At 45.1% G+C, this 17,639-nt stretch carries 18 protein-coding genes; 8 read left to right on the top strand and 10 right to left on the bottom strand.

Annotated elements, in window-relative coordinates:
* Together FXO21_RS15425 and FXO21_RS15420 are read right to left on the bottom strand one after the other, a co-directional pair.
* Window positions 1–1,959, bottom strand: a complete 1,959-nt coding sequence (locus tag FXO21_RS15425) for a M23 family metallopeptidase (RefSeq protein ID WP_149640909.1) — start codon at window positions 1,957–1,959, stop codon at window positions 1–3.
* A 50-nt stretch (window positions 1,960–2,009) separates the two neighbouring features.
* A complete protein-coding gene (locus tag FXO21_RS15420; RefSeq protein ID WP_149640908.1) occupies window positions 2,010–2,621 on the bottom strand; it encodes a fumarylacetoacetate hydrolase family protein in 612 nt (203 codons plus the stop codon).
* A gap of 208 nt (window positions 2,622–2,829) precedes the next feature.
* Between FXO21_RS15420 and FXO21_RS15415 the strand changes: the two genes are divergently transcribed.
* Window positions 2,830–3,447, top strand: a complete 618-nt coding sequence (locus FXO21_RS15415) for a C40 family peptidase (RefSeq protein WP_149640907.1) — start codon at window positions 2,830–2,832, stop codon at window positions 3,445–3,447.
* Between the two features lie 2 nt (window positions 3,448–3,449).
* On the opposite strand, the gene FXO21_RS15410 is transcribed toward FXO21_RS15415, so the two are convergent.
* Entirely contained in the window at window positions 3,450–4,109 is a 660-nt protein-coding gene (locus tag FXO21_RS15410; protein ID WP_149640906.1) for an HAD family hydrolase, read from the bottom strand.
* 228 nt (window positions 4,110–4,337) lie between these two features.
* Here FXO21_RS15410 and FXO21_RS15405 point away from each other — a divergent pair, with 228 nt between their 5' ends.
* The 4 genes from FXO21_RS15405 to FXO21_RS15390 are packed head-to-tail and all read left to right on the top strand — an operon-like array spanning window position 4,338 to window position 6,984.
* Complete coding sequence (locus FXO21_RS15405; protein WP_149640905.1) at window positions 4,338–4,799, top strand: sigma-70 RNA polymerase sigma factor region 4 domain-containing protein; 462 nt, start codon at window positions 4,338–4,340, stop codon at window positions 4,797–4,799.
* An 11-nt stretch (window positions 4,800–4,810) separates the two neighbouring features.
* Window positions 4,811–5,266 (top strand): hypothetical protein, encoded by a 456-nt coding sequence (locus FXO21_RS15400; protein WP_149640904.1) that lies wholly within the window; start codon window positions 4,811–4,813, stop codon window positions 5,264–5,266.
* A gap of 50 nt (window positions 5,267–5,316) precedes the next feature.
* Complete coding sequence (gene ispF / locus FXO21_RS15395; RefSeq protein WP_149640903.1) at window positions 5,317–5,817, top strand: 2-C-methyl-D-erythritol 2,4-cyclodiphosphate synthase; 501 nt, start codon at window positions 5,317–5,319, stop codon at window positions 5,815–5,817.
* A 33-nt stretch (window positions 5,818–5,850) separates the two neighbouring features.
* On the top strand, window positions 5,851–6,984 hold the full coding sequence (locus FXO21_RS15390; RefSeq protein WP_149640902.1) for an amidohydrolase family protein: 1,134 nt from the start codon (window positions 5,851–5,853) through the stop codon (window positions 6,982–6,984).
* A 2-nt stretch (window positions 6,985–6,986) separates the two neighbouring features.
* Here FXO21_RS15390 and FXO21_RS15385 read toward each other — a convergent pair whose 3' ends face one another.
* Window positions 6,987–8,102, bottom strand: coding sequence for a tetratricopeptide repeat protein (locus FXO21_RS15385; RefSeq protein ID WP_149640901.1), 1,116 nt, complete (start codon window positions 8,100–8,102; stop codon window positions 6,987–6,989).
* A 144-nt stretch (window positions 8,103–8,246) separates the two neighbouring features.
* Between FXO21_RS15385 and FXO21_RS15380 the strand changes: the two genes are divergently transcribed.
* Entirely contained in the window at window positions 8,247–9,503 is a 1,257-nt protein-coding gene (locus FXO21_RS15380; RefSeq protein WP_149640900.1) for a M16 family metallopeptidase, read from the top strand.
* On the opposite strand, the gene FXO21_RS15375 is transcribed toward FXO21_RS15380, so the two are convergent.
* Window positions 9,504–10,454: a glycoside hydrolase family protein gene (locus FXO21_RS15375; protein ID WP_149640899.1), complete on the bottom strand. Its 951-nt coding sequence runs from the start codon at window positions 10,452–10,454 to the stop codon at window positions 9,504–9,506.
* Window positions 10,455–10,577: 123 nt separating this feature from the next.
* Complete coding sequence (locus FXO21_RS15370; RefSeq protein WP_149640898.1) at window positions 10,578–11,867, bottom strand: M16 family metallopeptidase; 1,290 nt, start codon at window positions 11,865–11,867, stop codon at window positions 10,578–10,580.
* An 89-nt stretch (window positions 11,868–11,956) separates the two neighbouring features.
* Between FXO21_RS15370 and FXO21_RS15365 the strand changes: the two genes are divergently transcribed.
* Window positions 11,957–13,078: a glycosyltransferase family 4 protein gene (locus FXO21_RS15365; RefSeq protein WP_149640897.1), complete on the top strand. Its 1,122-nt coding sequence runs from the start codon at window positions 11,957–11,959 to the stop codon at window positions 13,076–13,078.
* A gap of 7 nt (window positions 13,079–13,085) precedes the next feature.
* Here the strand turns inward: FXO21_RS15365 and FXO21_RS15360 are convergent, their stop codons facing one another.
* The 4 genes from FXO21_RS15360 to FXO21_RS15345 form a co-directional block, all read right to left on the bottom strand.
* Window positions 13,086–14,492: a tetratricopeptide repeat protein gene (locus FXO21_RS15360; RefSeq protein ID WP_149640896.1), complete on the bottom strand. Its 1,407-nt coding sequence runs from the start codon at window positions 14,490–14,492 to the stop codon at window positions 13,086–13,088.
* 75 nt (window positions 14,493–14,567) lie between these two features.
* A complete protein-coding gene (locus FXO21_RS15355) occupies window positions 14,568–15,566 on the bottom strand; it encodes an SDR family NAD(P)-dependent oxidoreductase (RefSeq protein WP_149640895.1) in 999 nt (332 codons plus the stop codon).
* A 110-nt stretch (window positions 15,567–15,676) separates the two neighbouring features.
* Window positions 15,677–16,330, bottom strand: coding sequence for a hypothetical protein (locus FXO21_RS15350; protein WP_192579227.1), 654 nt, complete (start codon window positions 16,328–16,330; stop codon window positions 15,677–15,679).
* Window positions 16,331–16,541: 211 nt separating this feature from the next.
* Window positions 16,542–17,234, bottom strand: a complete 693-nt coding sequence (locus FXO21_RS15345) for a hypothetical protein (protein WP_149640893.1) — start codon at window positions 17,232–17,234, stop codon at window positions 16,542–16,544.
* A 195-nt stretch (window positions 17,235–17,429) separates the two neighbouring features.
* On the opposite strand from FXO21_RS15345, the gene FXO21_RS29095 reads away from it, so the two are divergent.
* The gene (locus FXO21_RS29095) at window positions 17,430–17,558 is read left to right on the top strand and encodes a hypothetical protein (RefSeq protein ID WP_255486502.1); all 129 of its coding nucleotides are present in this window, start codon (window positions 17,430–17,432) and stop codon (window positions 17,556–17,558) included.
* Window positions 17,559–17,639: the final 81 nt, after the last annotated feature.

Below are 17,639 nucleotides of genomic sequence, written 5' to 3'. Positions count from 1 at the left end.
CTATTTTCTACGTTTTTTTACCTTTTTACGGACAGGTACTGGCTCCGCAATTTCTGTCCGCAAGATAGTACTATTTCCCGCCCTGTCCGTCACTTCTACGATCAGCTCGCCCTCAAAAGGCTTTTCCCTGTCCAATTTTTCTGACCAGATATATGCTTTTTTATAATCATAATTAAGCAGTACCCACTCGCCGTTCACAAAAGCTTTAAACTGGCCTATCCCGGATGTTGCATCGCTGATATAGCCCCGGATCCTTGACTTACTGTGTTCAATCAACTTGACTTTGGGAGGAAGCGTGTCGGCCATGACAACGAATGTGCCCAGTTCTCTGGTGTCAAACCTGATCCTGTCTTCTTCCCAATTACCTCCCAAAAACCGGTAATAGCCATTCACATATCGGTAAACCCGCGCCTTTTCCTTATTCTCGGGAATATTTTCGGGCGAGAAGGAAACTGAAATGTAATCGTTGAGCGCAGTTCCGCGATTGTTGATCGTCAATGCATTGAAATTTTGCTGTCCGGTCAGAAATAATGTATCAAATAAGCTGGTATTCTTGAAATCAACCGCCCATCTTTCGCCCTGATAGGTGGAGGGAGCCGCCGGAAAAATCTGGCTCCTAAGGAAAGTTTTCACCGTTTTGTCACCAACCCTTACGGAATCGGGCCGGTACTCGCGGAGGTCTGTCAGAAATACGGCCGTTTCGTCTGCGTACAGATCAGGCTTGCTCTTAACCTCCTTGCCTGCTACATAATAGGTAATCAATGGAAGCGAGCTGCGATAGTATTTTGCTTTCACCACCAAAGTGTTTTCCTGTACCTCTGTCTGTACCCACTCGGGGCTTACTTCCATGTCATGAACCGGCAAAGGCTGGTTCCTGGCTTCTCCTTTGATTGTAAAGAATAACTCCGAAGAATTTTCGTAAGAATCAGATATTCTAATACTTACCTCGTGGCTTAACGTATCTGTAATATTGAGTTTACCCTGATAGGCATTGGTTTTGAACAGATTAAAGTTGTTTCCATCAGGAACATAACATTTCAGGAACCGTTGTCCTGTGGCCTGCTCGGTCTGGTAATCGATCAGGTTGTTATAATCTCTAGTGGAGGTGCTGGGGAAAATCTCAATATTATACGAGAATACCTCCTGCCCGTCCATTTTAATCTCAATGCATTGCAGCCCGTATCTGAAACCTGTACCTGTCATCTGATCGTGCGCAACGAGGTCAAACCCGATCATTCCTGTGGCCGTGACAGGTTCTTTGAGCCGATAAGAACCATTTTCCATTTTGACCGGCGCGTAAACCAGCCTGTTGAACTGACCATTGACGCGGCCATTGATGTCAAGAGGACGAATTGCCAGATTGACAAATTTCGGGGGAGTTACATCCCTGATTTCCTTAAACCCAAAATAAAGCGGATTGAGATAGTTGTTTTTAGAGTCGCGTATTTCAAAGTGCAAATGCGGACCAGCCGAGCCGCCGGTATTGCCGGAAAGCGCGATTACTTCACCCTTTTTTACAGCATATTTCCCTTCCTCCGGAAACAACTCGATTTCAAAGGTCTGCTGCTTGTATTGCTCCTGTCGTACATAGCTGGCCAGCGGCTCGCCGAATTTTAGTAAATGCCCGTAAACAGTCGTCTGCCCGTTTGGGTGACGCAGATAGATCACATTCCCATAACCGCTGCGCTGTACGCCCACTTTATATACATAACCCTCAGCAGCAGCGTAAACGGGTAAACCTTCCCGCTGCTGGGTCCGGATGTCGAGGCCGGCATGAAAATGATTACTCCGCAAGTCGCCCAGGCCGCCTGCAAGCGAATTGGGTAAGCCGGGACGGATCGGGAACTGGTAGTAATTTTTGGTATACGATTGTTTCTGGGCCAACGAAGGCTCGCCCACTGTCAGCAATCCCAAAGCAAAAAAACAGGTTCGGATAAATATCCGGGAACAATAATGCATGAAGAATGAATGATTGCGGCACCAAGGACCGGTAACTGGAAGATTATGGTTCACTTAACGAATAATTCCAGCATCTTCTTGCCTTCAATGAATGCGGTCAGCTTGTCCCCAATCTGCACAGCTGAAACGCCTTTGGGGGTTCCGGTAAAGATCAGGTCGCCTTTTTTCAGCATAAAGTATTTAGAAACAAACGATATCAGGTAGTTGATCCGGTACAGCATCATCGCCGAATTACCCTGCTGCCTTGTTTCCCCATTGATTTCGAGGCTAAAATTAATATCCTGAATATCAGCGAACTCACTTACGGATACGAATTCGGATACCGGCGCTGAACCGTTGAATGCTTTTGCAAGCTCCCACGGCAAGCCTTTGCTTTTCAGTTCAGCCTGCAGGTCTCTCGCTGTAAAATCGATCCCTATTCCGATCTCGTCGTAATATTTGTGTGCAAACCGCTCTTCGATATTCTTACCGACCCGGTTGATCTTGACAACAAGCTCCACCTCATGATGCACGTCTTTTGAAAAACCGGGGTAAAAAAACGGCTCTCCGATACGAAGCTGGGCCGTTTCAGGTTTTAGAAAAATGACGGGGGCATCAGGCTTTTCGTTGTTTAATTCCGCAATATGGTCTGCGTAATTCCGTCCGACACAAATAATTTTCATTCAGTTGAATACAGTTTAAAGGGGAATGATTATAAGAACAAAACTAACCACAAAGCGGCCAGTCACATAACTTTTGCTACAATTTTTCGGTGCGTATTCAGTTGTTTAAATAGACGCTCATTCTTGGATTCAGCCTGCTTTTTGAGTGTTCCGAAGATTTTTTTCTTAGTATTTTTGATCAAACATTGTTTCAATTCAAAGCTTGCGCATGAAGAAGCAAATTTCCGTTGCCACTTTTCTTACCTTTTCGATTTTATTATCTTTTCTGCTCTTTTCGTGCGATACCCTCCGCAAAACACCGGAAAAAAGCGTCACTTCCAAAAGCAGCAGAAGAACGCTCATATCTAAGAAACCCGCTGCCAGACCACCTGCGAGAAAGCCTGCCGCCACCACCAGGCCAGCGTATTCAAACCCGCGGAATACATCCGATGTACCCCAGGTCGTCCAGGTTGCCCGTACTTATACCGGCACACCTTACCGCTCGGGCGGAAATGACAAAAACGGCATCGATTGCTCCGGACTGATCTGTTCGGTTTATTCGGAAGTAGGAATGAAAGTCCCCCGGATATCGTGGCAGCAATCGGAATTTGGCCAGGAAGTGAGCCAGCTTAAAGATATCAAGCCCGGCGACTGGCTGTTCTTCGTTCCCGAAGCAGGCAAGGAAGGCTACGTATCCCATGCAGGCATTGTAACAGATGTCAGAAGCCCGCAGGAGATCATTTTTATCCATGCATCTACTTCCCGGGGCGTGAGGGAAGACAACCTTTTTTCGACCTATTTCAAAGGTCGGTTTGTGAAAGCAATGCGACCTTTTCAGGGCATTTAACCTCAATCAAAAAGGGCGAGCACTTTCGCGAATGATATATCCCGATAATCTTCAATGTACAGATTGCAAGGCGGCAATTCTTCGATTGTATGCGAGCTGAGCACTCCTACTACCCGCATCCCTGCATTGAGCGCAGCCGAAACTCCGGAAAACGAATCTTCAAAAACTACGCATTGATCAGGTGAAACTCGCAGATTGGCCGCTGAGGAAAGGTAAACTTCAGGATCAGGCTTGTGCTTCTTCACATTTTCACTCGCCAGGACAGAGCCGAGGTAATGTTTTACAGAAACCTTCCCCAATATCAATTCCAGATTGGCAAGCGGTGCCGACGTAGCCACGCCCAGCTTAACATTATGGCTTAGCAGGTCTTCTATAAAAGGAACAAATCCGGCAATCGGCTCGATAAAAGGTTCGTAAATCTGCCGGAACAGGCTTTCCTTTTCATCTTCCAGTTGAAGCAATTCGTCCCCTTCGACCACCCTTTCAAGAAAATGGCTGAGGATATAACTGTTGCTTTTTCCATACATATGCGCGGCGAAATCCGCTTCGGTCGGACTTAAATTCCGTTTTGAAAAGAATTCCTTAAAGGCTTTGGAATGATATGGGTTGGTATGGCAGATCACACCATCCATATCAAAAATTACTGCGATTTGATTTGTCATAGCGTAAAGGTATGCAACGAACATCTTTCAGGTTAAGTCCTAATATAGTATGGGGAGCATCCGGCCCGGGGGTGCAGAAAGGATTCAAGTTTTTTATTTCAAATGGTAAATTATAAGGTTATTCCATTAAATTTACCTTAGTGTATTCTCCAATAAATACCAGGAAACAACTTCACCGTCTCAATCTACAACCCTCTTATTGTCGACTATATTTATTAATTGTAGTGTATGAATGAACTAGAAAGGGTAAGCAGTGGATCCGGACCGCAATCTATTCTGAAACAAGAGAGAAACCTGAGTTCTGTTGAAGTATACGACCAATACGGTGCAATGGCTTATGGTATCATTCTGCAAATCATCCCGCAGCCGCATTTGGCACAGGAAATCTTAGTGAGCGTGTTCTCGTCACCCTTGCTGCAGTCATGCAATAGTTATCCGTTTTCATATGCTGCCTGCATTATCAAGCTTGCACGAGCAAAAGCCGTTGAGGCGAAGAAGAAATTGTCTGCTTTAACTCCCCTGGAAGAAGACTATACCCAACCGGCTGGAACGCCGACGCCACAGGTTATTTTTGACCTGGCTTTTCGCCAGGGATTTACCCCCGAAGAAGTTGCCGGAAAGCTTAACATGAGCAAGGCGGAGGTCCTGCGTAGTTTTCATGACTTTTTTAAACTAAACAATAACGCATAACACGGCACACATTGAAAACACAGGAATTCATTGAAAGCGGAATACTGGAAGCTCATTTGCTTGGACTTACAGATAAAAAAGAACAGGAGCAGGTCAGGGAAATAGTGTCTTCCGACCAGGCACTCGAGGAATATACCGTCCGACTCGAAGCCGGCATTAACCGATATTTTCAGAAAGGGTCAGTAAATCCGCCTGAGGCAGTGCGGGAAGTGGTTAAGCTGCGTACCGCACGGGACAGAAAAGAAAAGCACCAATTTACTAACGAAGACAATAGCCGCCGATATTTAGATGTAGAGGTTAATGATACCCATATTAAAGTGCACAAATTCTGGCGCCCGGCATTTATTGCTGTGTTCATTTTGTCCAAAATATTCCTGATAGCCGGACTATATTACTACTTTAAATCGGCGAGCCAGAAAGAGGAATTGCAAAAATTAAAAATGCAGCAGATAGAGCAGGTCAGATAGATTCCGAATCATAAAGATCATCAAAGAGTAAATCCGCATTACAGTATAATATGTTTCCATTCCGCGTAGGCCAGGGCTACGATGTTCACCAACTGGAAGAGGGCAGGCCGTTCTGGCTTGGCGGCATTCAAATTCCACATACACACGGCGCAAAGGGGCATTCCGATGCCGATATTATCTGTCATGTTATCTGTGACGCACTACTGGGTGCTGCAAATATGCGCAATATCGGCTATCATTTTTCTGATAAAGATCCGCAGTGGAAAGGCGCTGACAGTAAAATATTGCTATCGACGGTATTAAAAATGGTCAGGCAAAAAGGCTTTGAAGTCGGGAATATAGACGTTACCGTTGTTTTGCAAAATCCAAAATTGAACCCGCATATTCCCGCCATGAAAAGTTGCCTTGCTACCGTAATCGACATTTCAGAAGAAGACATATCTATTAAAGCGACTACATCTGAACATATCGGATTTGTGGGCCGGGAAGAAGGTATTGCCGGGCATTGCGTTGCATTAATTTACACTCCGGGCGTCTTGCCTAACAAATAACTACCTGACGAACCACGACATTTTTAGAACCCGATGAAAACCCTTTTTCTGCCACTAAGCCTTCTTATAACCATTATTTTCAGCTGCAAAGCACAGGAACCATCGCAAGTCACACAGCCGCTAGGCTTTGAAGAATACGATCCTATTTCTACTTTGAAAGTCGAAGAGCATCCTTTGAAGAGAGCTAAATTCCCTTTTATCGACGTCCACAATCATCAGTATCAGATGGCTAACCAGGACCTGAAAGGACTCGTGAAGCAAATGGATGATCTCAATATGGGCATCATGGTCAATCTGAGCGGCAGAGGATGGAGCCAGGAATGGAGCGAAGGTACTGCAACACTGAAAGGCTCGCTTGAAAATGTGGCTAGGAACGAGCCCAAACGTATTGCGATTTTCACAAACCTTCAATTCAAAGGCTTTGGGAATGCCGACTGGAGTGAAAAAGCGGTGAAGCAGTTGGAGGAAGATGTGAAAATGGGGGCGAAAGGCCTGAAAATCTACAAAAGCCTAGGCTTCAGCGGCATCAAGGATGATAAAGGAAACCGGGTTGCCGTGAGCGATCCAAGATTGCAGCCGGTCTGGCAGAAATGCGGAGAGCTGGGTATTCCTGTCCTGATTCACACAGCCGACGTACCCTCATTTTGGGATCCAATGGACCGTTACAATGAACGGTGGCTGGAACTAAAAACACATCCGGGCAGAAGGCGCGGCGCCAATGACCCTGTTCCATTTGACTCTCTGATCGCGGAACAACACCAAATTTTCCGTAAGAATCCAAAGACGACATTCATCAATGCGCATATGGGCTGGTATCCCAATAATCTCAAAAAACTGGACAGCCTGATGGTTGTATTCCCGAATATGTATGTGGAGATCGGCGCGGTTATAGCGGAATTGGGCCGCCAGCCACGTACAGCGAAGAAGTTTTTTGACAAATATCAGGACCGGGTATTGTTCGGCAAGGATAGCTGGGTTCCTTCCGAATATGCGACTTACTTCCGCGTTCTGGAAACCGAAGACGAATATTTCCCATACCACAAGAAGTACCACGCATTTTGGAGAATGTATGGAATGGGCCTGTCTGACGAAGTATTGAAAAAGCTTTATTATAAAAACGCCCTGAAAATCATTCCAGGGCTCGATAAAAGTCTCTTTCCGAAATAGCGCTATTTGAAATCCTTGGCTTCTTTGATCACAGACCGGTATTCCGCCTTGTCCAGACATTTCTTATAGTATTCTTTGGCTTTCGATTTATTACCTGCACGAGCGGCAATTCTCGCCAATCCGGCGTAAGCCAATGCGTGGTACTCCTTGGTGTATTGTGCGTCGTGCGGTGTTTTCAGCGCCAACAAATACTCTTTTTGCGCCACCGCATCGTTCTTTTCGCCCTTCTCTTCTATGATCCCCTGAAATGTTCGCCATGCGGCCGGATAAAATCCTGCGTTGATTTTTCTAAGATCAGCAACCTCCTTACGTGCCTCCTCGTACTTACCGGACAATATCAGGGCTTCGACATGCTTCATTCGAAAAATGGGGTTCTTCGGGTAAAGGTCTACCAGCTTTTCCATATACCCTACCGCTTTGTCTGGCCGTGACTCGTATTTCAAATAAACATGAGAAATATAAAAGTTAGACTCGGCACGTGTGATAGTGCCCTGTTTCGTGGCGATATCCATTTGTTTAAGTCCCAGCGCCTTGTCACCGCTTTTGAAAAATACGAGTAGCGGTTTTACGATGGGATGCTCCTCCGGGTACACTTCCACATAATAGTTATACATGCCTGAGGTGAAGTAAAACTCCGGATTCTTCTGGATCAGTTTCAGCCCCTCCACAAATGCATTGTAAGCCTTCTTCCCCTCTCCTGCCGCATTCATCATTTCTCCACGATAATTATAGAGCATTGCCATATAACCCCGCGCAACCATGGTGTAAAATACCGCTTCCGGGTCAAGGCTATTCTTCCCATACTTTTTATTGATCGCGTCCAGGCATTGATTGAGCTTATGCATATACTCTTTGGACCGCACCGGATTGTCCTTGATAGGCAGGTATTTCCAAAACAGTATAAATGAATCGAGAAGATGGGAAACCGGGTGATTGGGATACTTTTTCTCTACCAGACTGATCGTGGTCCTGGCCTCTTCAAACTCATAGTTGTAGATTTTATCTAGACTTGCCTGAACATTTTTAAGCGATACAGGATCATTCAGAAGCTGGGCATTCGAGTCGGTTGAGTAGTGAGAACAAAGAATTATAAACAGGAAATGTAGGATATACTGCATGACAACGACTATTAACTCAAACGGTTTGGTGGTATCCCAACTGAACATTAGCTTTGTTTATAACCCTATTTAGTGGTGATGGGTTTCTGTCGCGGGTTAAATAAGCCTTCAAGTTTTTGTAAAAATTTCGTTAGATCGACTATTATGATTCGCTATAAGCAGTTTACGCTGGAAAACGGCCTGAAAGTATTTGTGCATGAAGATTTTTCAACTCCAATGGCGGCTGTCAATATCCTGTACAATGTGGGTTCGAGGGATGAGGATGAAGAACGAACTGGCTTTGCGCACTTGTTTGAGCACCTGATGTTTGGCGGATCGAAAAATATTCCGAACTACGATATTCCTGTCCAGAACGTAGGCGGCGAGAACAACGCTTTTACATCTCCTGATATTACCAATTACTACATTACGTTGCCGGCCGACAATGTAGAAACTGCATTCTGGCTGGAATCCGATCGCATGTTAAGTCTTTCCTTTGACCCGAATGTATTGGAAGTACAGCGGAAAGTAGTCATTGAAGAATTCAAACAACGTTACCTCAATCAGCCGTACGGCGATATGTGGCTCAAATTAAGGCCACTGGCATATAAAGAACACCCCTATCGCTGGGCAACGATCGGTAAGGATATCGAGCATATTGAACGCGCCACGATGACTGATGTCCAGGATTTCTTTTTCCGCTTTTACAGGCCCAATAATGCAATCATGGTCGTAGCCGGTGCCGTTACTTTTGAGCAGGTGCAGCATTTGGCCGAAAAATGGTTTGGCAATATTCCGTCCGGCGCGCCTTATGTGCGGAATATTCCGAAAGAACCGGTACAAACTGCGGCAAGACATCTTGAAACGTCAGCTGCCGTTCCCCTGAATTCACTTATCAAAGTATTTCATATGCCCGGCAGGTACGAGGATGGATTTTACGCTGCCGATCTGCTGAGCGATGTACTGGGAAGAGGCAAATCTTCAAGACTTTACCAGCAATTGTTGAAAGAGAAATCACTTTTCAATAGTGTTAATGCCAGTATCACCTCGTCCCTGGATCCGGGCCTGTTGCTGATTAAGGGAAACCTGAACCCGGGTGTAAGCCTGGAAGATGCAGATCAGGCAGTTAACGAAGTTTTACAGGAAATTATAGAATTTGGCCCAACTGAGGAGGAAGTGACCAAGGTTAAGAACCAGTCGGAGGCCTCGCTTGCATTTTCTGAGGTAGAATTGCTGAACCGCGCCATGAACCTTGCATTCGCAGCTAATGCCGGTAATGTCGACTGGGCTAATCAGGACGCAGAGATCATCAGAGATCTGACGGTTAATGATCTGCACACGGCTGCAAGAAATATTTTGAACCCTGCGAACGGGTCTACCCTGTTCTACAGAGTCGATTCGAAAGAAATTGCTACCGCTTAGTCAGGGAAATACTTCTCGATTTCTTGCTGTGTCGGAAGGGTAATACAGGTTCACATCCGGATGCATGGTGTACATCCGGTAAGCCGATCCATCGGGGACCAGTATACCGCTGGACCTATTATCCCGGATGATCGGGTTTCCCGGGTATTTTTGCCAATGCAGCAAATCTTCGGATACTGCAACATTCGTTGACCATTCCCGCCAGTCTTTAAATGCAGAGGCATGGTAATAAGCATAATACAGGCCATTGTATTTGATAATCTGGTTCATCGCAACGGCAAACTGATCGTATTTTTCAGGGCCTGTATTCAGAACCGGCTCGTCCTGCACGTTTGTCCAGGTCTTCATATCTTTCGAAGTTGCAAGCCAGACAGCCACATCGTTTCGTTCGTAGAACAGATACCAGGTATCCTCTTCTTTCCAAACGGCTGGTGTCCCACGTGGTCCTGTTGAAATTGGTTTCCCGTCTTTAAGGCGTATATCCAGTCCGCCGCGATCCGTCCAATTGATCTTGTCACTTGAAGTCAGCAAATGGGCGACGTCATCTTTACTTTCAGCAAACATATAATACTGGCCGCCCGATTTGACTACACACATATCCTCAACCCAGATCGACGTATGTATTGGCTTGTCTCTGAACCTCTTCCAGGATATACCATCCGGCGAAGTAGCCAGTCCGAGATACTTGATCTGGTCGCCAGTGCTATTTTTGTAGCCGGTGTACCACATAAAATAAGTACTGTCTTCCTTCAAGATAAACCCTCTCTCCCTGATCTTTTCATCCCACGTGGCTGAATCGGCAGTTCCTGCAAAAACAGGGTTGCCCCTATAAGGTTCGAAGCTCACCAGCTTTTTGGGAAAGCGATTTTTCACTTCCTGTTTTTCTGTATTAGTGGTACAGGAAACAATACATAATGTGGCAAGAACGAGTAAGAAAGAGGTTTTTATCATAGGAATTAACGAATGGTCAGACCTGTGATTAATTTACTCGTTTTTACTTTAAACAGGCCAGTTGCCTTTAAACAAAAAAAGGCCATCGGTTTCGCGACGGCCTTGGTAGCATATTCAAACAAATTATTCAGGCAGGAATGTCAGGTAGCTAAAATTCTGTTCATTGAACATTTCCTGAGCAATATCCTGCAACTGTCCCGAAGTGATTTGCTCTATTTCAGAAAAAATTTCCGGAAGCGAGTCAACCCTGCCGGTATCCAGCAGGCTCTTTGCCATCATCAGCATAAAACTCATATTGCTTTCTTCCGACATGGCCAGCTGACCCATTAATTGAACCTTTGTCTGATGGAGCTGTAAAACAGAAAGAGGAACTTCCCTTACTTTTTTTAGCTCTTTGTGGATCAGCGAGATACTTTTATTCAGCTGTTTTTTTTCAGTACCGAAGAAAATCCCCATAAAACCTGTGTCCAGGTAAGGTGTGTAATTTCCTTCGATGGAGTAAACAAACCCGTACTTTTCGCGCAGTGAGAGGTTGAAGCGCGAGTTCATTCCCGGACCACCTAGCAAGTTGACCAGCATAAAAAATGGAAGCCTGCGATCATCTCCGAGTGCATAAGCCGGCTGCCCCATGGCACATTGCGCCTGAGAAATTGAGCGCTCCTTCTGCTGCTGAACCGGTACGTAAGAAACCGGCGCCTGACGTACCCTTGTTGTCTTTTTAGAAGGAACACTTCCCATGTATTTTTCTGCGACGCGTATTACCTTTGAAAATGGCAGCCTGCTCACAGAGGAAACAACTATCCGTTCCGTATCGATATTATCCTGGATAAACTTAAACAGGTCTTCTCTGGTAAAGGAATTAACCGTTTCGGTTATGCCAAGAATATTGTTTCCCAATGCATGGTCCGGAAAAACAAGCTGGTCAAAATCATCCTGGATCGCATCTTCCGGTGAGTCAATATACATCGACATTTCCTCTAAAATCACATTCCGCTCACGCTCTATTTGCTTCTCAGGAAAAATCGAATTAAATGTAATGTCCGTTAAAAGCTCCATCGCTTTTTCGAAATGATCATCGAGAACGGAGGCGTGAAAACAGATTTTTTCCTTAGTGGTATAAGCATTGAGCTCGCCACCTACATTTTCGAGCCGATTGATGATATGGTAAGAACTGCGTTTTTCAGTGCCTTTGAACGCCATATGTTCCCAAAAGTGAGCCAGACCTTGCTGATTCGGCATTTCATCCCGGCTACCAATATCCAGCATGATGCCGCAATGCGCTATTTGCGTGTAAGGGACCTGCTTGTGCGCGATCCTGATCCCATTGGCAAGCGTATGTGTCTGATATTCTTCTGTTAGCGAGAGGGAAGATGTTTTCGGGTTTCCCCGCTTGCGAACGTTATTTCTCTTCATTCCTTGATAACACAAAATACGCGCCAATAATTTTCGGCGGTATCCACAAAAATACGGACTTTTGCCCGGAAACCCTTGCATCGACATTTATGCGTATCGGATTTGACGCCAAGCGGGCCTTTGCCAATAAAACTGGTCTTGGAAATTATAGCAGATTTGTCCTCGAAGCGCTGACGCGTTATGAAGATCAAAACGAATACTTTGCCTACACGCCTAAAAACAAGCAAAATCTGTTTCCTTCTTTCCCCGTAGAGGCGGTCAGGCTTCCTGAATCCTGGCTTGATAAACAGCTCTCGTCATACTGGCGTTATGCTAACATTTCCAGCCAGTTGAGCAAAGAAGGCATCCAGGTTTTTCACGGGCTGAGTAATGAAATTCCGCTCGGACTAGCTCACAGGAATATTAGTTCGGTCGTAACAATTCACGACCTTATATTCGAAAAGCTACCCCACCTCTTCAAGCCGGCCGACCGCTTGATTTATCGCCACAAGTTCCGATCGGCCTGCGATCGCGCAGATCGGGTCATAGCAGTAAGCGAGCAGACTAAACGTGATTTAGTTGAATTATATAAAGTTGAAAATCACAAAATTGACGTAATCTATCAGGATTGCAGCCCGATTTTCAGAAACATTTTACCACAGGCTGCGAGAGACGAAATCCTGGCACTTTATGATATCCAAATGCCCTACGTTTTGTGCGTGGGTACCTTGGAGGAACGGAAAAACCAGCATCGGCTGGTAGAAGCATTTGCCGGTATTGATCAAAAGGATTCTTGCCTGATTTTAATTGGAAAACCTACGGGTTATTTAAATAAAATCAATGAAACAATCGCCAAATACAAACTTCAAAACCGGGTAAAGATTCTTCAAAATGTTCCTTCCGAACACCTTCCGGCTATTTATCAGCGAGCAGAGGTTTTCGCTTATATTTCAGTTTACGAAGGGTTCGGGATACCAATTCTGGAAGCTTTACACAGTGAAACCCCCGTATTGTCAGCAAGAGGTTCCTGCCTGGAAGAAGCAGGCGGGGCTGGCGGCCTGTATGCGAATCCCCTAAAAACAGAAGAGGTCAGCCACCAACTAAACCGTTTGCTGACTGACCATTCTCTGAGATATGATTTGGTAGAAGCCGGGAAACGCCACATTGAGCAATTTGAGGCCCAGAAAATAGCTGCGCAGCTTTCGGATCTTTACAAGAAAATCGCCCAGTAGCTCTTTCCTATTTCTCCCGGTATTGCTCTATGATCCTGAAAAGTGCCTTTTGCTTTTCGAGATCGGGAAAAAATTCAAACAACTGGGCGTGTCCGTCGTAATCCAGTGTGAGGCCTATTTCAAGATTGACCAATGCCTCCCGGTATTGACCGCCATGAATCTGATAAACAGCCATTCTGTAATAGAGATCCCCTTCCTCCGGCATTTCGTCAATCGCTGCCTGAAGCAGGTCGCAAGCCCGGGCATAATTCCCCTGCTCGAAAAGCACGTGGGACCATTTTAACCAAATATCGGGGTTTGATGGCTCAATTTCAGCTGCCTTTTCAAACGCTTCGAATGCTGATACCACATTGCCTACCTTAAATTCGGTTTCGGCAAGTGCAAGCCAATAGTCAGGATTTAGCTCCGTGATTTGGATCGCTTTACGTAAAAACCCTACAGCCTCGAACCAACGCCCGAGTTCGCTGAAGCAAATGCCCAGACCATACCAGCCATCATCCCATTGATTATCCAGTTTGACGGTCTGCCGGTAGTATTTGATCGCTGTTTCGTATTCACCGAGCTTTTCATAGCAAGTGCCCAGGCAGCAGCAGGTTTCAGGCTGTTCCCCTTCGAGTTCAATCGCTTTCAGATATTGCTCTTTTGCTTCTTCGAACCTTTCGAGGTTCATGTAGGAATTGCCTAGTTGGAAAAACGCCGATGCAAAATCACTTTTAACTAGCGTCGCGTATTCGTAGGCGTTTACTGCATCCTCATAACGCTCAAGCTTGCTGAACGCGATGCCCAGGTTATACCATGCGTGATGCGAAAACGGGTCCCGGTCGACCAGCTCATTGTAATAATCAAGATGACTTTCCAGCTGACCTACCAGGTCAAGGCAATGCGCTAATTCGTAAAGCGCACTTTCATTGTTCAGATTGTTTCTGAGGGACCTTTTGTAATATTTGATCGCGTCATCGTATTTGCCCCAGTTCTGATAGGTCTGACCGATCTGAAAATAAATCTCGTCCTTGTCATCGACGCGCTGCAGCAGGTTTTCCAGTAATTCGAGTGCCTCTTCGTACTCTCCCATCATATTGGAAATTGCAACCTGCATGAAAGAAATTTCAATATCTCCCGGATGGAACAACGATGCCCTTTCCAGTATTTCCTGGGCCTGCTCATGCTCTCCTCTGTTGGAATGCAACTGAACCATGTGCAGCAGCAGGTCCAGTGAATAGGGATAATCCGACAGTCCCAGCTCACATGCCCTGAACGCTTTTTCCCAATCCCCCTTTTCTATGTAATGTACGGTAACCTTCTCGTACGTATCTAAATCGAAAAAAACCGGCTCGCTATTCTTCAACATTCTTTCAAACCTGAGCAAGGTTTCCTTCATATAATCCTTTCTTTCCCCGAAATTTTTCTCCATCATACGGACCGCTAGATTAGAATTGAGGGCTTGCGCACCATTTTAATAAAAGAAAGATATAAAATTATTTCGCGCATTTCAAATCTTCCCAATCAATCTTTCGCTCACTCTTTTGACCGTTTTCTCGATGGGCTGGAACTCGAAATGCAGCGCATTTTTGACCTTGTTGTTCTTATATGTGACCTTTCTTGCCGCCGAACGTGCTGTTTCTCTGGTGATCAAAGGTTTTGTCCCGAGCAGAAATGTTCTCACGGCCTCTACCCGCCAGATCACACCCGCCAAGCCCGGCCCGACTCGCAGAGAAGCCCTTTTCTTATTCATATTGTCTGCAATCATATGGAACAGATTTTTGTAAGAAATGCTCCCCGCATTCAGCAAAAATCTTTCTCCGGAAATATCGGATTTGATCAAACGGAAGACAATCTCGGCTACATCCAGCACATCAACATAGTTGGCCAGCCCGTCAGTATAAAACGGCTTCTCCTGATATACATACTTGAATAGCTGTGTGCTGCTTTTTTTCCAATCCCCTTCACCCAGGATCAATGTCGGATTTACGATGACCGCATTCAAACCCTCGGCAATACCGCGCCAGACTTCCAGCTCGGCCAGGTGCTTCGTTTTGGCATATTCAGAATTTTCGGGCGAATTTTCCCAGCGGTGGGTTTCATCCAGTACCACCTCGTCGCCGGCTGTTGCTTTTCTCGGATCCGGCCGGCCAATTGCTGCGATGCTGCTTACAAAACAAAGTTTTTTGAGCTGGTACTTCAGGCAAACGTTGACCACATTCGCCGTTCCCTCTACATTGACCTTGTACATCATATCGCGGTCGGCCGGGACAAATGAAACAACTGCGGCAGTATGCACTACGCAATCAGTATCTTTGATCGCGTCTTCCAGCGAGCCTAAGTCGAGTATATCGCCTTCTATCCAGGATATTTCAGCATCAATATCTGAAAGCAGGCTTTTATCAGATGTTTTTCTATATATCGCTGAGACTTTGTGCCCCTCGGAAAGGAACTTTCGCGCAACTGCGCTCCCGACCAAACCCGTGGCACCTGTGATAAGAACTTTCATTGAGATTGGTTAATGAAATGCTGCTCCGAAGGTCGGCATTGAAAAGGTAAGGACAAAAAAATTCCCTCCGCGGCGGCGAAAGGAATTTGTTGCACAACCTATTTAACCTGCTACAAAGCTAACAAGCGGGTACGGTACTTTTCTAGTTTGGCGATTTCTGTGGAAACATCATCAGTTTCCGTCGCTGCAACCACAAACTCCTTTCGCAAATTCCCGCTAATTTTGATCCGACCCGTCTTCATCCCCTGCGTGATACCGGGGAGTCGCTCTTGAATAATTTTGTGATTCGCAAGACTTTTGGCGATCTGTCTATCGGTTTCAGATACCATCTTTCGAAATTGCCTCTGATCGATTCGTGTCTTCACCTTTTCAAGTCCTTCGATTATTACGGTATAATTACCATATTTTGAAGATATCAGCTCCTGAACGAGAAAACTTATGGTTTTGAGGTCAGTGGTTTTAACAATTTCATAGTCGACAAGCAACATTGACGCATATTTATGACGAAAGTATCCAACCATCACGCTATCACCCGAATGCTCGGACAGGAAAGCATTGTACCTCTGAATCAGCCTACTTTTTGAAATCAAATTAGATCTTTCATTTGTGGAGGGGGCTTTTATCGAAGACAAATCATGAACGCGCTTCACCATGCTCTCATATCGACTCTTGTTTCCAATGGTTATCTGGCCACCTGTCGGAAAAAAATCTTCATTGATCCGCACCTTTTTGAAATCGTAGGTGTACTGTTTTTCAACTTGCATTGAGTTGTCCTTTTGATTGCAACTCACTAAAATCAATTGGAACATGATAATACTCAGGACTAACGATTTCATAATGCTATTGGTTTGTTGTAGGAACTAACGCATACTGGCAACCTGCTGCTGCCTGCGCTGCAGCGTTAGTTCGGCATTAGAATCATTAAGACAAAAATCCCTCTCGGCTTGGAAAGGGATTTTCAGGAAAGAACTGATATTAGAATTTACTAAGTCTATCTGAGAGGTTATTCAAATTTTCACGACGCTTCCCGAAGCCTATCGCTTTCCATCCTTCCAAAAATATCCGCCCCTCTTTTATGTTTGGATTTTTCTCAAAAAATGCCTCCTTCTCTGCGATCATGAGCTTAATGTTTTTTTCCAGTTCAACTTCATCAATCTTACTCTCTTCTATTTGTTGCGCAAGCCTACTTTTCATGCTTCGAAATTCAATCGCCGAAATACTTCCTTTGATTTTGTCAAGGCAGCGAAGGATAAGTGAATATTCGCCCATCCTGGAATCGATCAGCTCATTGGCGTAAAAAGAAATAGACTCAGCATCATCACTTTCGATCAAACCCGCATTTAATAAAAGCTTGTGCGACAGCCCACTGCGAACAAAGGTATACTTATAGTCGTTTGAAGCGTATGATTTCAAGGCCGAGCGATAGCGTTCAGTTAGCGGTTTCTGAAAACCATTTTCAATCACGAATTCCCGAAAATATAACGCATACAGACTGTCAATAATCCGGGGATGCGCGATTTCATTCATTTCCGACAATTTGGAATCGTTTCCTGTGGCTTTTAACTCAGCATCTGCCTGTTTTGCGAAATCGGACTTATAGGTTGGGTAACTTATGTGCGCATCCTGAACAAGTCTCGCGCCGACCTGTGGATCATCTGTTTTTTCCACTGTATCATACGCCTTTGAGCACGACATGATTATCAAGCAGACCAAAAAAACTGTGACTATATTTTTCATGAATCCGGATCTTTAGTGATTAAATTTTAAACCTGTGAACAACCATATATTGCCTGAGCTTCACCGATTGATATATAATTGATAAATGTCCAGGATTGCCCCTCATGGGTGATGGTCTGAACAATTATGGCAGAGCCACTTGTCGGTTCACAGCAGTTTCCCGAGGCGGTGATCCATTCCATGCTCGATTTTCCTGACATAGGCGTTGTGATCACATCCTGCATTTTGCAGGGTTTTACAGCAAATAGTGTGTGACTGCAAGCCAGTAGCACTGTTAAGAGACTTATTTTTGTTTTTGACATGTGCATTTTTTAGTTTTTGGAATGATCTTGTATT

The sequence above is a fragment of the Dyadobacter sp. UC 10 genome (assembly GCF_008369915.1).
Lineage (GTDB): Bacteria > Bacteroidota > Bacteroidia > Cytophagales > Spirosomataceae > Dyadobacter.
Note: the sequence above shows the minus strand (reverse complement) of the source record. Positions and strands in the feature narration are given on the sequence as shown.